Origin of the sequence: Streptomyces sp. 8K308, from assembly GCF_004348315.1 — a bacterium.
In the GTDB taxonomy this organism is placed as follows: domain Bacteria; phylum Actinomycetota; class Actinomycetes; order Streptomycetales; family Streptomycetaceae; genus Streptomyces.
In genome coordinates, this window is sequence record NZ_SMKC01000055.1 from 14,889 (window position 1) to 28,481 (window position 13,593).

General features: G+C 70.6%; 12 protein-coding genes and 2 pseudogenes. 8 read left to right on the forward strand and 6 right to left on the reverse strand.

All coding sequences use genetic code 11. From position 1 onward, the window contains the following. Positions 1–83: 83 nt before the first annotated feature. From E1265_RS11205 to E1265_RS11215, 3 genes and pseudogenes are all read left to right on the forward strand, one after another. On the forward strand, positions 84–2,120 hold the full coding sequence (locus E1265_RS11205) for an FAD-dependent oxidoreductase (RefSeq protein ID WP_132930132.1): 2,037 nt from the start codon (positions 84–86) through the stop codon (positions 2,118–2,120). Continuing rightward, positions 2,117–3,955: a thiamine pyrophosphate-binding protein gene (locus E1265_RS11210; protein ID WP_132930133.1), complete on the forward strand. Its 1,839-nt coding sequence runs from the start codon at positions 2,117–2,119 to the stop codon at positions 3,953–3,955. Before E1265_RS11205 ends, E1265_RS11210 begins: the two co-directional genes overlap by 4 nt. 81 nt (positions 3,956–4,036) lie before the next feature. Then, positions 4,037–4,546, forward strand: a pseudogene (locus tag E1265_RS11215) (inclusion body family protein). A 5-nt stretch (positions 4,547–4,551) separates the two neighbouring features. Here E1265_RS11215 and E1265_RS11220 read toward each other — a convergent pair. Together E1265_RS11220 and E1265_RS11225 are read right to left on the reverse strand one after the other, a co-directional pair. Next, a complete protein-coding gene (locus E1265_RS11220) occupies positions 4,552–4,767 on the reverse strand; it encodes a hypothetical protein (RefSeq protein WP_243740695.1) in 216 nt (71 codons plus the stop codon). 35 nt (positions 4,768–4,802) lie between these two features. Then, positions 4,803–5,294: a septal ring lytic transglycosylase RlpA family protein gene (locus tag E1265_RS11225; RefSeq protein ID WP_243740696.1), complete on the reverse strand. Its 492-nt coding sequence runs from the start codon at positions 5,292–5,294 to the stop codon at positions 4,803–4,805. Positions 5,295–5,440: 146 nt separating this feature from the next. On the opposite strand from E1265_RS11225, the gene E1265_RS11230 reads away from it, so the two are divergent. Beyond that, complete coding sequence (locus E1265_RS11230) at positions 5,441–5,704, forward strand: hypothetical protein (protein WP_132930134.1); 264 nt, start codon at positions 5,441–5,443, stop codon at positions 5,702–5,704. Positions 5,705–5,814: 110 nt separating this feature from the next. Here E1265_RS11230 and E1265_RS11235 read toward each other — a convergent pair. Then, positions 5,815–6,030 (reverse strand): annotated as a pseudogene (locus tag E1265_RS11235) (GNAT family N-acetyltransferase); the annotation flags it as partial. A 223-nt stretch (positions 6,031–6,253) separates the two neighbouring features. Here E1265_RS11235 and E1265_RS11240 point away from each other — a divergent pair. Continuing rightward, the gene (locus E1265_RS11240) at positions 6,254–6,832 is read left to right on the forward strand and encodes a Uma2 family endonuclease (RefSeq protein WP_132930135.1); all 579 of its coding nucleotides are present in this window, start codon (positions 6,254–6,256) and stop codon (positions 6,830–6,832) included. A gap of 9 nt (positions 6,833–6,841) precedes the next feature. On the opposite strand, the gene E1265_RS11245 is transcribed toward E1265_RS11240, so the two are convergent. Continuing rightward, positions 6,842–8,101, reverse strand: a complete 1,260-nt coding sequence (locus tag E1265_RS11245) for an Nramp family divalent metal transporter (protein ID WP_243740697.1) — start codon at positions 8,099–8,101, stop codon at positions 6,842–6,844. Between the two features lie 142 nt (positions 8,102–8,243). Here E1265_RS11245 and E1265_RS11250 point away from each other — a divergent pair, with 142 nt between their 5' ends. Continuing rightward, positions 8,244–9,083 carry an isocitrate lyase/phosphoenolpyruvate mutase family protein gene (locus tag E1265_RS11250; protein ID WP_132930142.1) on the forward strand — a complete coding sequence of 280 codons (840 nt, stop codon included), beginning with the start codon at positions 8,244–8,246 and terminating at the stop codon, positions 9,081–9,083. Between the two features lie 69 nt (positions 9,084–9,152). Here the strand turns inward: E1265_RS11250 and E1265_RS11255 are convergent, their stop codons facing one another. Together E1265_RS11255 and E1265_RS11260 are read right to left on the reverse strand one after the other, a co-directional pair. Further along, complete coding sequence (locus tag E1265_RS11255) at positions 9,153–10,181, reverse strand: MerR family transcriptional regulator (RefSeq protein WP_132930137.1); 1,029 nt, start codon at positions 10,179–10,181, stop codon at positions 9,153–9,155. 6 nt (positions 10,182–10,187) lie between these two features. Then, positions 10,188–10,832 (reverse strand): HEAT repeat domain-containing protein, encoded by a 645-nt coding sequence (locus E1265_RS11260; RefSeq protein WP_132930138.1) that lies wholly within the window; start codon positions 10,830–10,832, stop codon positions 10,188–10,190. A 152-nt stretch (positions 10,833–10,984) separates the two neighbouring features. Here E1265_RS11260 and E1265_RS11265 point away from each other — a divergent pair, with 152 nt between their 5' ends. Both E1265_RS11265 and argF read left to right on the forward strand, forming a co-directional pair. After that, positions 10,985–12,220: an arginine deiminase gene (locus E1265_RS11265; RefSeq protein WP_132930139.1), complete on the forward strand. Its 1,236-nt coding sequence runs from the start codon at positions 10,985–10,987 to the stop codon at positions 12,218–12,220. An 81-nt stretch (positions 12,221–12,301) separates the two neighbouring features. Further along, the gene (gene argF, locus E1265_RS11270) at positions 12,302–13,309 is read left to right on the forward strand and encodes an ornithine carbamoyltransferase (RefSeq protein ID WP_132930140.1); all 1,008 of its coding nucleotides are present in this window, start codon (positions 12,302–12,304) and stop codon (positions 13,307–13,309) included. Positions 13,310–13,593 lie beyond the last annotated feature (284 nt).

Genomic DNA, 13,593 nt, shown 5'->3' on the forward strand with positions numbered 1-13,593 from the left:
TCAAGCGGTGCGATCGGCGTTTTTAGGACTTTGCCTGCCGGCGGAGCCGCGAAATGCTTTCTACATAAGTACGATCCTCAGCTGTGACCGACACTCCGCGGGACAACTCCGCCACCCGTGCGCGCTGGCAGACGTGTCTCAGGCTCGCCCGTGAACTCCTCCTCGTCGGACCGGACGACGAGGACCTCAAGCTCAGCTATCTCCGCACCCTGATCGACACGGGCCGCCTCGGCCCCACCCACCACCCGCGCAAGAAGATCCTCATCATCGGCGCCGGCATCACCGGCCTCGTCGCCGGCCGATTGCTCAAGGACGCCGGCCACGACGTCACCATCCTCGAGGCCAACGCCAGCCGCGTCGGCGGACGCATCAAGACCTTCCGCACCACCAAGCACCACCAGCCCTTCGATGACCCCGCCCAGTACGCCGAGGCCGGCGCCATGCGGCTGCCCGACTTCCACCCGCTCGTCCTCGCCCTCGTCGACAAGCTCGGGCTCGGCCGCCGCCAGTTCTACAACGTGGATGTGGACCCTTCCACCCGCAGCGGCCCCGAAGTCCCCGTTCCCCCGGTGAGGTATACCTCCTTCACCGGCCAGACATGGACCTACGGCGACGACAACCCTGACTTCCGCGAACCCGACAAGCGTGGCAACTCCTGGATCCGCGCCAACCGCATCCAGGTGCGGCGGGCCGAATACACCACCTCTCCCGAACGGATCAACGAGGGCTTCCACCTCACCGACGACGAGGTCCGCGCCCCCGCCGTGAAGATGGTCGACGACGCGCTGGAGAGCGTGCGCGACTACTACTCCGATGTCGTCGACGGCAAGCGCGTCAACAAGCCGTTCGACGAGTGGGTCAAGGGCTGGGCCCGGGTGATCCGCGACTTCGACGGCTACTCGATGGGCGGTTTCCTGCGCGACTACGCCGGGCTCAGCGACGAGGCGATCGAGGCCGTCGGAACCCTCGAGAACATGTCCTCACGGCTGCACCTCTCCTTCTTCCACAGCTTCCTGAGCCGCAGCGACATCAACCCGACCGTCCGCTACTGGGAGATACCCGGCGGCAGCTGGCGCCTGCCGCACGCCCTCCACCAGGGACTGCGTGACGAGGTCCAGCTCGGCCACCGCATGATCCGCCTCGAATACCACGACCCCAGCCGCGACGCCGACCCCGAGGGCACCGGCGCCGTCGGACCCGACGGATGGGGCGTGGCCGTGCAGACCGTCGAAGAGAACGACCCGCAGGCCCAACCGCGCCTGTGGACCGCGGACCTGGCGATCGTCACCATCCCGTTCTCCGCCCTGCGCTTCGTGGAGATCGTCCCCTCCATGTCGTACAAGAAGCGCCGCGCCATCATCGAGACCCACTACGACCAGGCCACCAAGGTGCTGCTGGAGTTCAGCCACCGGTGGTGGGAGTTCACCGAGGACGACTGGCGCAACGAGCTCGAGAGCATCGCACCGGGCCTCTACGAGTACTACCGGCCGAGCGCCGAGGCGGACCCCGATCCCGCCATCACGCTCGCCGAGGCGGACGCCGGCCTGCTCGGCGCCGCGGTCAAGGACAGCACCGTCACCGAGGAGATGCGGCAGCTCAACAGCACCATGCCGCCGCGCGGCCCGGCCATCCGCCCTGCCACCCACTGCTTCGGAGGGGGCTCCGTCACCGACAACCCCAACCGGTTCACGTATTACCCCTCGCACCGGGTCGAGGGCAGCACCGGCGGCGTGGTGCTCGCCTCGTACTGCTGGTCCGACGACGCCGCGCGCTGGGACTCCATGCGGAACGCGGAGCGCTACGTCTACGCCCTGCGCAACCTCCAGGCCCTGCATGGCCGACGCATCGAGGTGTTCTTCACCGGACGGGGCGCCACGAAGAGCTGGGCCCGCGACCCGTACGCCTTCGGCGAGGCCGCCATCTACACCGCGCACCAGATGACCAGCTTCCACCTGGACGTCTCCCGGCCCGAAGGCCCCGTGCACTTCGCCGGAGAGCACACCTCCCTCAAGCACGCCTGGATCGAGGGCGCTCTGGAGAGCGCCGTCCGTGCCGCGGTCGCCGTCCACCAGGCCCCGCCGGTCACCACCCCGCGCCCGAAGGAGGAGGACGGCTCGTGACCGCGGTCATCCCCGAGTGCACGGTCGCCCGCTACCTCGCTGTGCGTCTGGCCGAGCTGGGCATCACCCATCTGTTCGGTGTTCCCGGCAACCACCTCGGCCCGTTCCTGACCACCCTGCGGGCCGAGGGCGACATCGAGTGGGTCGGCACCCCCACCGAGGGCGGCGCGGGCCAGGCCGCCGACGCCTACGCCCGCATCCACGGCGTCGGCGCGGCCGCGGTCACCTACAGCGTCGGCGCGTTCAACCTGCTCAACGCCTGCGGCGGCGCCTACGTCGAGCAGGTCCCGCTCGTCGCCATCAACGCCTCCCCGCCCTACGAGCAGTGGCAGAACTACCGCGCCCTCGGCATGCTCACCTCCCACATGAGTCCCCGCCCGGAGAGCAACCTGAACGTCTACCGGCAGGTCACCGTGGACGCGCAGGTCATCTCCAACCCGGGCCTCGCCGCCGGCCAGATCGACGCCGCGCTCACCGCGTGCCTCTCCGAGCGCAGGCCGGTCTACCTGGAGGTCATGGAGGACCTGTGGGACGAGCCCTGCCCCGAGCCCAAGGAGCCGATCCTCCGCCGGGAGCGCCCGTTCAGCGCGCGCAACCAGTCCATGCTGGACGACGCCGTGAACGCGGTCCTCACCCTGATCGAGGAACACCCCGGCCCGGACGGCAGGCCCCGCCCGATCGTGTGGGCCGGCGAGGAGATCGACCGGTTCCGCCTCGGCGGACAGCTCACCGATCTGGTGGAGGCCACCGGAGTGCCGTTCTGCACCACCATCGGCGCCAAGGCCGTCGTCGGGGAAGACCTGCCGCAGTTCCACGGTGTCTACAACGGCCACGCCAGCCATCCGGACGTGCACTGGATATTCAAGGACTGGGCCACCTGCCGGATCGGGCTCGGCGCCTGGTCCACGTCGAAGAACCTTGGCGGCGAGAAGTACGTCGGCAGCGACTGGGTGATGGCCGCGAACGGCGGCGTTAGCGTCGGCACCTCCTACTTCCCCGACGTCCAGCTCGAACAGCTGCTGCCCGCCCTCCAAGAGGCGCTGGTGAGGGGCTACGGCCCCGGGGGTCTGGCCGCTGACTACTACGCCGAGGCCCATACCCACCACGCAGCGCCCGGCGACCGCCCCGCCGGCCTGGAACACCACCGCGCCTCGCTTCGCACCAGCGGCTGGCCGTCCCGGCACGCCGAACGGCTCACCTACGACGCCGTCTTCGACCGGATCAACCACTTCCTGGGTCATGAGACCCGGCAGAACTGGACAGTTGTCTCCGACGCCGCGTTCTCCCTCATCGGCTCGATGAACCTGTCCCTGCCCGCGGGCGGGTTCCTGTCGCAGATCAGCTGGCTGTCCATCGGCTGGTCGGTCGGCGCGGCCACCGGCGCCGCGCTCGCCCCCGAGCGCGGGCACGCCCGCCCGATGGTGTTCGTCGGCGACGGTGCCTTCCAGGAGACCTGCCAGGAGATCTCCACCCACACCAGGCTCGGGCTGCGCTCCGTGGTGTTCGTCATGGACAACGGCCACTTCTACGGCATCGAGCAGATGCTGGTGCACCCCTCCTACTACGCCGAGAAGGGCTCCGCCGACGCGGACTTCTACAACGTCCTCCACCCCTGGCACTACGACCGCCTCGCGGCCGTCTTCACCGGCAAGAAGACCCCGGCGAACGGAGTCAGCATCGCCCATACCTCCGAGCTGGACGAGCTGCTGGCCCGCCTCACCGACCCCATCGACCCGGTCAACGCCGGACCGCTGCTGGTCCGCGTCCGCCTACACCGGCACGACTACCCACGCGCGATGGCGTACAAGGTGCCGAAGCCCTCCGCGACGGCCTGACGGGCCGGAGAGGCCGGAGGGAATAAGGGGCGCACCAAGGGGGGCGTCTCGGGAAACTCTCGTAGGTGAAGGAGGCAGGAAATGGCTGATCTCAACGTACTGATCGCGTTCGACGCGGCCACGATCGTCGAGCGGAATCCCAACGCGTCGAGGAACCCCGACGCGCCGACACCGGTCGCCCACAATCTGATCTACATGACGACGCGTCAGGATCACATCATCGGCACGTCGGGGGACCAATTGAATCTCCGGGCCGAACCCGGGGACACCATCAGGTGGCGGGAAACGACGCTGTCGCTCGACAGCGACTACAAGGCATTACTCTACAGGTACGTCAGCAGCGACAAGAACGAGCTCATCAGGACGCCGGAGATCGAAGTGATCGACGGCATCTATCCGATGCCGAAAGAGGGGACAGAGGGCAGGCCAGAATTCGTGACCCAGAACTACCAGGATCATTACTAGCGGGCGACCGTCAAAAAGGCCGGCCAAAGTGTCGCGTACGAATTCTACTTCCAGATTCTGGACCGCCACCGGCAATTGAAGGGGTACTTTCGATGGGACCCCACCATTACCATCCAGAATCCCTGACCGTTTCACGTCGAGAAGGCCCTGGTGAGACCCACTCGTGCGAAGACACCGGCGACCGCCGGGTCGAGCGAGGGACCCGGCGCGGCGAAGGCCGCGTCGGCGTCGAGGGCGCCGAGCGCCGAGGCGCCCACGATGGTGGCTCCGCCGATGGCCGCTGAGCTGAGGAAGCCACGCCGGGCGAGGCGGCGGGGCGATGAAGGACCGTGCGCTGACGACGCCATCGGAACTCCTTCTCTTCCTACTTGGTGACTGCTTCCTACTCGGTGATGACGACGGGCAGCAGGCCCGAGTCGAGGCTGCCGATGGCGGAGAACGCGGCGGGCGTCAGGTCGAGCACCCGGTTGGTCAGGCAGGTGTCGTCACAGCACGCCTGCTCCCCGCAGAAGCCGCTGGTGCGGGGCCCGCAGTCGGCGATGGCGACGCGGACGGTGGCGCCGGTGCACTGGTGTCTGACGTTCAGCACGGAGCCGCAGCCGCGGGCCGGGATGCCGCTCTCGCCGCACAGGTCGGGGCGGGTGAGCTCCCAGCACGCCTGGGAGAGGTGGGCCAGGCGCCCTGGTTGGCGCTCGACCGGCAGTCGCCGCAGGCGCCGCCGCCGGCGGAGCCGCAGGGGCCCCAGGAGGCGCCTCAGCAGAACCAGGTGGTGTTGCCGGACCAGAGGGCGTTGCTCGAACAGGCCACGGGTGGACTCCCTTCGGTGGACGCGCGAACCGCCGGTGGGCGAATATTCATCTCCTCGCTCATGCATGACAGGAAGCCGCCAGGGAAGGACACGAGGCGATCACCTTCTCTTGCCAGTTCGCTCATCTTCGACATGCGGCATGAGTCGGCCGAATCCGGGGGACAGTGATCGCAGAACCGGTCAACACCCCGGCTGTGCAGAGGAGTTCCGTCATGGACCAGGCGCTGGACAACAGGCTGGACAGCAGGACCTCGCGGCGGACGCTGGTGCTCTTCACCACCACGTTGGTGCTCGCCGTGCTCGCCTCTCCCCTCTTCGCCATCTACGAACTGTTCCTCGGCGCGCTCGGCCTGGTGGCCACCGGCCTGGTCGCCCGCCTGAAGGACGGCGCGGGCACCATGACGGCCACCGTCGTCTTCGCCGGCGTGCTGGCCGGCAGCCTGCCCTACCTGGCCGCCGCGCCCTTCGTCTCCTGACCGCCGCCGTCCCACGTCGCACGGCCGGTCCCGGGGTGCGTGCCATGGCCCGACTCTAGGTCGGGCCACGGACGGACCGGGGCACGGCGCACCCCCGCGTGCGGAGGCCGCTACAGCCGCAGGGTGACCCGGTCGAGCACGGGGCGGTAGCCGATGCGCTGGTAGATGGCGTTGCTGGTGGGGTTGGCGAGGTCGGTGAAGAGCACCACCTCACGCGCGCCGGCCTGCTGGGCGCTCCTGCTGAGGGAGGCCGTCAACGCCGTCGCGTAGCCGTGGCCGCGGTGCGCCGGCGGGGTGTAGACGTTGGCGACCCGGGCCTGGCCGGCCGCGTCGAGGAAGGCCTCGAGGTCATGGCTGGTGGTCCAGGTCATGCTGGCCATCCTGGCCGCGCCGGCGGCGGACGCGTACCGATTATCTGTCAACGACACACGGACCGGAACGCTCGTTCGAGTGAGAAGCCGGCCTGCGGGATGCGCGGGCGGGCCGCAGTGGCGTAAACAGGAAGTCAGTCGCCGTCGCGGCCGCACCAGCACACCTCTTGGAGGACCGGTGAGTGTCCAACCTGAATGGCACGACGTCCCCCGCAGCTACAACGAAGTGCCCGACCCTGAGAAGGCGTTGAAGTACGCGATCCAGCACATTCAGGGAGACCGGACGGAGATCATCGAAGGACTCATCGAACCGGTGTCACCGATGTGGGATCACGAGAACGTCGCCGACCTCATCCGCGATCAACTCGTTCCCGTGCTGCGTCAGCTCAACTGCGCCGCCGGGTCGGGCGATCTCGACCTTCCCGGCTCCCCGAACTGGTATGTCCCAGATCTGGCGGTCGTGCCGCGTGACCTGGCGAAAGGGGGTGGCGCCCTGCTCCCGCAGCAGACGCTTCTCATCGTCGAGATCACCTCGGACTCCAACGCCGAAACCGACCGTGTCGTCAAGCGGCGGCGCTACGCGGAGTTCCAGGCGCCCTTGTACCTGTTGGTAGACCGGCAAGAGCGATCCTGCACACTGTTCAGCCAGCCCGGCGAGCTGGGCTACACCCGAGTCGACGGCCCCCTGCCTTTCGGCACCCCCGTGTCGTTGCCTGAACCGTTCAACCTGGCCATCGACACCACAGAGATGGGGTGAGCCGCCGGCTCACCACGGCAGGTCGCGGATCTGCTGGACGCAAAGGACCAGGAACATCACGCCTGAGCCGAAGAGCATCACGTTGCTAATCGGGCCGTTGCGCCATTCGTCGGGGACCCGGCTTGTGTTGAGCAGCCAGAGCAGGGTCAGGGCGAGGAAGGGCATGAAGAACGCGCCCAGCACGCCGTAGGTGATGATCAGGCCGATCGGCTCGTCGAGCCAGAGGAGGCACATCGGGGGGAAGGTGAGCCAGAGCAGGTAGGCGCGGAACGGCCATGACTTCTCGGGTTCGCCCGCGGGGACGGCGGACGGCAGGAGGCGGCCGACGAAGTCGGTGAACAGCAGGCTCACCCCGTGCCAGACGCCGATGACCGAGCTGAAGGAGGCGGCGAAGAAGCCGATCAGGAAGAGGTCGGCGGTGAGGCTGCCGAACCGCTCCTCCAGGACGATGCCCACGTCGAGCAGACCCCGGTCGCCGCTGCTCAGCGTGACCTCGGCGGCGTTCAGCAGTTCGGCGCCGATCACCAGCATGGCGATGACGAACACGCCGGTGGTGGCGTAGGCGACCCGGTTGTCGAGCCGCATCATCGGAATCCAGGCGGGGCCGTTCCAACCCTTGGCCGTCACCCAGTAGCCGTAGGCGGCCAGGGTGATGGTGCCGCCGACGCCCCCGATCAGGCCCAGCGTGTAGAGGACGGAGCCGTCCGGCAGGGTGGGCCACAGGCCCGCGCCCAGCGCCACGGTGTCGGGGGCGATGCGGATGGCGATGCCGACGACCACCACGAACATCACGCCGACGAAGACCATCATCAGCTTCTCGACCACCGCGTAGCGGTTGAACCAGACGCAGACCAGGCCGAGCAGCCCGGAGATGATGCCCCAGGTGCGCAGGCTCGGCCCGTCGGGGAACAGGGCGGCCAGTGGCATGCCGCTGGCCGACATGCCCGTGGCGCCGTAGATGAAGCCCCAGACGACGATGTAGACGCCGAAGTAGCCCACGGTCCAGCGGCCGAGCGAGCGCCAGCCGTCGAAGATGGTGGTGCCGGTGGCGAGATGCCAGCGGCCCGTCGCCTCGGCCAGCGAGATCTTGATAAGGCAGCCGATCACCGCCGCCCACAGCAGCGTGTACCCGAATCTGCTGCCGGCCACGGCCGTCGCGACCAGGTCGCCCGCGCCGACCCCGGTGGCCGCGACCACCAGGCCGGGGCCAATCAACCGCCAACGTGCTTTCGGTAGTTGGGCCTCGGCCCCCGGTTGCGTCTTCGCCACGACGGGGAATATGCCCAGCGTCACGGCCGGCAATACGAACCGGCGACCGATTCTTTTCGGCCGCCGCGCGCCGGCCACAGTGATGTCCGAATGCCGCGAGTGCCGGCTCCTGGCCGCCTGATGTACTACGGCCATGAGCGACATGGAAGAACTCGCCGCCCGAGCCCGGCTCCTGCGCGACCTGCACGACGGAGCCACCCCGCTGGTGCTGCCCAACGCCTGGGACGTGGCCAGCGCCCGGGTGGTCGCGGCGGCCGGTGCCGCGGCCATCGCCACCACCAGCTCGGGCGTCGCCTGGTCCCTCGGCGCCCCGGACGGCGACCGGCTCGACCGACGCCTCGCCGTCGAACTGGTCGGCCGGATCGCCGGGGCCGTCACGCCGCCGGTCACCGCCGACATCGAGGCCGGCTTCGCCGGGGACGCCGCCGGCGTCGAGGAGACGGTGCGGCTGGTGATCGAGGCGGGCGCCGCCGGCGTCAACATCGAGGACAGCCACCACGGGGGCCCGACGCCGCTGCGCCCCGTCGAGGAACAGGCCGCCCGCCTGGCCGCCGCCCGCGCGGCGGGCGAGGCGACCGGCGTGCCGGTCTTCGTCAACGCCCGGGTCGACGTCTTCCTGCGGGCCGACGCCGACCGGCCCCGCGCCGAGTCGCTGCGGGAGGCCCTGGACCGTGGCCGAGCCTACGTGGCGGCGGGCGCCGACGGCGTCTTCGTGCCGGGCGTCACCGACCTGGACACGGTCGCCGAGCTGGCCGCCGGCCTGGCCGTCCCGCTCAACGTGATGGTCGGCCCGGGGGCGCCGTCGGTGGCCGAGCTCGCCGCCGCCGGCGCGGCCCGGATCAGCGTCGGCTCGGGCTTGGCCCAGGTGGCCTACGCGGCGGTCGACCACGCCACCAGGGAGCTGCTCGACGCCGGCACCTACGCCCGACTCGACAGTGGGGACTGGAGCTTCAGGCGGCTCAACGCGCTCCTCAACGACTGAGCCGAGTGAGCCGACTGGGACGGCTGACGAGGCGAACCGCGCGCGCCCCGAGCCGCCGCCGGCCGGCGGTCACCGCCGCGGGCCCCGCGTTCGTCGTGGTTCCCGGCGGGTCCTGAGAACGCTGGCCGCGGTGAGCGCGACGGCGCGGTCCTCGTCGTGTGTGAGGTCGGCGAGGGCACGCGATGTCGTGCTGCCCGGGATCTCCGCGAGTGCCTGGGTCAGCCGCAGCCGCGCCGAGGACTCGGCGGTCCCGGGGCGGAGGCGGTCGACGAGCCTGGTGGCGATCTCGTCCGCCAACGTCGGATCGCTCGCCAGCGTGCTCAGCGCGTCGGCCGCGTCGACGTCGTTGATCTCCTCGGCGATCACCTCGATGAGCTGCGGGACCGCCTCGGCCACTCCCCGTGCCCCGAGCGCCACGGCCGCACGTCCACGGACCACGGCGTCGGGGCTCGTGAGGGCGTCCCGCAGCAGCGCGGTCGCCTTGCGGTGCGGCATCTCGGCGATGGTCCGGGCGGCACGTTCCCGCACTGCGGCCACCGGTGAGCGGAGGCCATCGGCCAGCGGTGCGAGGCCGCCATCGCCCGATCGCGCCAGAGCCCAGCGGAGGGCTCCGGCGACGTTCGGGTCCGCCTCGTTCAGCGCGGCCTCGGCCAGGGCTTCCGCCGGCACCGGGGCCTCGTCAGCCGACGACAGGGCCGCGCGCTGGCGCCGCCCGGCGCTCTCCGACCCCAACGCCTGGAGGAGTGCGACGACGTGGAGGACGTCCTCCCAGCCGGCGGGCTCCGCGGCCCCGATCCGACGCAGCCGCGTCAGCAGTTCCATCTCGGCCGCGACGCGCTCTCGTGTCCGGCGGATGAGGTCGTCGACGAGTTCGGAGGGCTCGAAGTCGGGATCGTCCAGCGCGCGGCCGACCTCACGCAGCGAGAGACCCAACGACCGCAGGCTCTCGATGTGGAAGATCCGCCGGACGTCCTCGCTCGAGTACTCCCGGTAGCCGGCGTTGGTACGCCCGGTCGGCCGCACCAGGCCGAGCGAGTCGTAGTGCCTGAGCCTGCGGGCGCTGACCCCCGACCTTCGCGCCACCTCGCCGATCAACACCGCCCGTCACCCCTCCTGGCCGACGGCGCCGAGGGCCACGACGCGCCTCGCCTCCTCGATCGCGAACTCGAACGCGGCCTCCGGGTCGCGCAGCAGCCGTTCCGTGGCGATGGCGTGCGCGCGCACGCGAGGGTCGCGATCGGTCATCGCGGCGCGCAGCGTCGGCCTGATCACCTCGCCGAGCGCGATCAGCGCACGGCTCAGGCTCAACCGCGTCGCGAGTTCGCCGCGCCCGAGCTGGGTCGAGAGGACCTCGGTCAGCCAGGGCTTCTCCGCCTCCGGCACGAGTACGACCGCTGCCCGCCAGGCGCTGCGCGCCACCTCGTCGTCGGCGTCGGACAGGAGCGCCCGGGTGATGGCCGGCCACGCTCGTCGATCCCCGATCTTGGACAGCGTGTGCAGCGCCTGGCTTCGGGCCTGCGCGCGCTCCGAGCGGAGTTCGGCGACGAGCTTGGGGACCGTCACCGACGCCGGGTGACGGGTGAGCGCCCACGTGAGCGCCTCGCGCACCTGGAACTCGGGCTCGACCGCGCACCGTTCGACGAGCCTGTCGACGAACCGCGGGTCCGGCCCGGTGCCGACCGCCAGCGCCGCCCGCAGCCGCACCGACGAGCTGTCGTTCTCCAACTCCTGGTGAGCCCACATGGTCATCGGCACCACCTCCTGGCACCAGTGAAGACCTTGTCACGGTGTCAAGGTCAAGCGAGGCCACGCCGTCAGCCGGCGCCCGTCGAGTGCGCGCCGGTGGGCCCCGGGCGCGGCCACCCGAGCTGCCGCGCCGGGGGTGCCCGCAGAATGGAGCCATGACCTTCCATGTCGACTCGGAGACCGGACGGCTGCGGCGCGTGATCCTGCACCGCCCCGGCCTCGAGCTGAAGCGGCTGACCCCCACCAACAAGGACGAGCTGCTGTTCGACGACGTGCTGTGGGTGCGGCGCGCCCAGCAGGAGCACGACATCTTCGCCGGCCTGCTCCGCTACCGCGGGGTCGCCGTGCACCTGTTCGGCGACCTGCTGACCGAGAGCCTGGCCGTGCCGGAGGCCAGGGCCCTGGTGCTCGACCGGGTGTTCGACGAGCGGGAGTACGGCCCGCTGGCCACGGACCGGTTGCGGGCGGCGTTCGACGAGCTGCCGGCGCCCGAGCTCGCCGAGGCGCTGATCGGCGGCATCACCAAGCGCGAGTTCCTCGAGCGGCACCCAGAGCCCACCTCCGTCCGCTTCCACGTGATGGACCCGGACGACTTCCTGCTGCACCCGCTGCCCAACCACCTGTTCACCCGGGACACCTCGGCCTGGGTCTACGACGGGGTGGCGATCAACGCGATGCGCTGGCCGGCGCGGCAGCGGGAGAGCGTGCACTTCGAGGCGATCTACGGCTACCACCCGCTGTTCGCCGGCGAGCGGTCCGGGCGCTTCCACCTGTGGTCGGAGGGGCAGGGCGCGCACCCCTCGACCATCGAGGGCGGGGACGTGCTGGTGATCGGCAACGGCGCGGTGCTGGTGGGGATGAGCGAGCGGACCACCCCGCAGGCCGTGGAGCTGCTGGCGCGGCGGGTGTTCGCGGCCGGCTCGGCCCGCACCATCGTGGCGCTCGACATGCCCAAGCGGCGGGCCTTCATGCACCTGGACACGGTGCTGACCATGGTGGACGGGGAGACCTTCACGCAGTACGCGGGCCTCGGGATGCTGCGCTCGTACACCATAGAACCCGGCTCCGGGGCCCAGGAGCTGAAGGTGACCGACCATCCGCCGGAGCACATGCACCGGGCGATCGCCGCCGCGCTCGGCCTGGGCGGGATCCGGGTGCTGACGCCGACGCAGGACGTGCACTCGGCGGAGCGCGAACAGTGGGACGACGGCTGCAACGTGCTGGCGGTCGAGCCGGGCGTGGTCGTCGCCTACGACCGGACCGTGACCGCCAACACGCATCTGCGCCGGCAGGGGTTCGAGGTGCTCGAGATCCCCGGCGGGGAGCTCGGCCGGGGGCGGGGCGGGCCGCGCTGCATGAGCTGCCCCGTGGAGCGCGACCCGGTGCCCTGACCGCCGTTGCATAATCATGAGCTTTGACGTATATACTTCCAGCTTCTCGAACGCGATTCCGACGACCGATGGAGTCATCCCATGGCGACAGACCTCAAGGGCCGCCACCTGCTGCGCGAGCTGGACCTCACCCCGGCCGAGTTCCGAGGCCTGCTCGACCTCGCGGCGGAACTCAAGGCCGCGAGGCGGGAGGGCACCGAGCAGCGCCGGCTCACCGGGCGCGGGATCGCGCTGATCTTCGAGAAGAGCTCCACCCGCACCCGCTGCGCCTTCGAGGTGGCGGCCGCCGAGCAGGGCGCGCACACCACCTACCTCGACCCGAGCGGCTCGCACATCGGCTACAAGGAGTCGGCCAAGGACAGCGCCCGGGTGCTCGGGCGGATGTTCGACGCCATCCAGTACCGGGGCAGCGCCCAGCGCACCGTGGAGGAGCTGGCCGAGCACGCGGGCGTCCCGGTCTACAACGGGCTGACCGACGACTGGCACCCGACCCAGATGCTGGCCGACACGCTGACCATGACCGAGCACGCCGGCGGCCGGCCGCTGGCCGAGCTGGCCTTCGCCTACCTCGGCGACGCGCGGAACAACATGGGCAACTCCTACCTGGTCACCGGCGCCCTGCTCGGCATGGACGTGCGCATCGTGGCCCCACGCGCCCTCTGGCCGACCGAGCGGGTGCGGGCCGAGGCCGCCGGTCTCGCGAAGCGGACCGGCGCGCGGATCACCCTCACCGAGGACGTCGCGGAGGGCGTGCGCGGGGCGGACTTCGTGGCCACCGACGTGTGGGTGTCGCTCGGCGAGCCCAAGGAGGTCTGGGACGAGCGGATCGCGCTGCTGCGGCCCTACGCGGTGACCATGGACGTGCTGCAGGCCACCGGCAACCCCGCCGTCCGCTTCCTGCACTGCCTGCCCGCCTTCCACGACCTCGGCACCGAGGTCGGCCGCGAGGTGCACGCCCGCCACGGCCTCGACTCGCTCGAGGTCACCGACGAGGTCTTCGAGTCCCCCCACTCGGTGGTCTTCGACCAGGCCGAGAACCGCATGCACACCATCAAGGCCCTCCTGGTCGCGACCCTGGCGGGCGCCTGACACCGACGACGGCACCGAGATCGGCGGCCAACCGCAACTCCACGGCCCATCGCCTCCCCACGTCGTCGCGTCACGGCGTCGGGTGAGCGGCTGGCTCGCCGGACAGTCCGCAACGCGGTGAAACACCAGCGCCCGTGGGGTTGGCAGGGCACGGCACAGGCCGACCGTGCCGCTGCCCACGGACGGGGTCGTCTCCATCTGCCCCCGGCGAAGTGTGGTCAGGCGGTGCCCGACCTCAGCGGCTCCGCCGTCGGGCGCCGCACCGCGCGTGAGCGCCGGAAGGG

Bases quoted from the DNA above. Each gene is read 5' to 3' on its own strand.
- E1265_RS11250 (WP_132930142.1), top strand. From the start codon at position 8,244: ATGGAAGAACTCGCCGCCCGAGCCCGGCTCCTGCGCGACCTGCACGAC.
- E1265_RS11230 (WP_132930134.1), top strand. From the start codon at position 5,441: ATGGACCAGGCGCTGGACAACAGGCTGGACAGCAGGACCTCGCGGCGG.
- E1265_RS11265 (WP_132930139.1), top strand. From the start codon at position 10,985: ATGACCTTCCATGTCGACTCGGAGACCGGACGGCTGCGGCGCGTGATC.
- E1265_RS11225 (WP_243740696.1), bottom strand. From the start codon at position 5,294: ATGCATGAGCGAGGAGATGAATATTCGCCCACCGGCGGTTCGCGCGTC.
- E1265_RS11260 (WP_132930138.1), bottom strand. From the start codon at position 10,832: ATGACCATGTGGGCTCACCAGGAGTTGGAGAACGACAGCTCGTCGGTG.
- argF (WP_132930140.1), top strand. From the start codon at position 12,302: ATGGCGACAGACCTCAAGGGCCGCCACCTGCTGCGCGAGCTGGACCTC.
- E1265_RS11220 (WP_243740695.1), bottom strand. From the start codon at position 4,767: ATGGCGTCGTCAGCGCACGGTCCTTCATCGCCCCGCCGCCTCGCCCGG.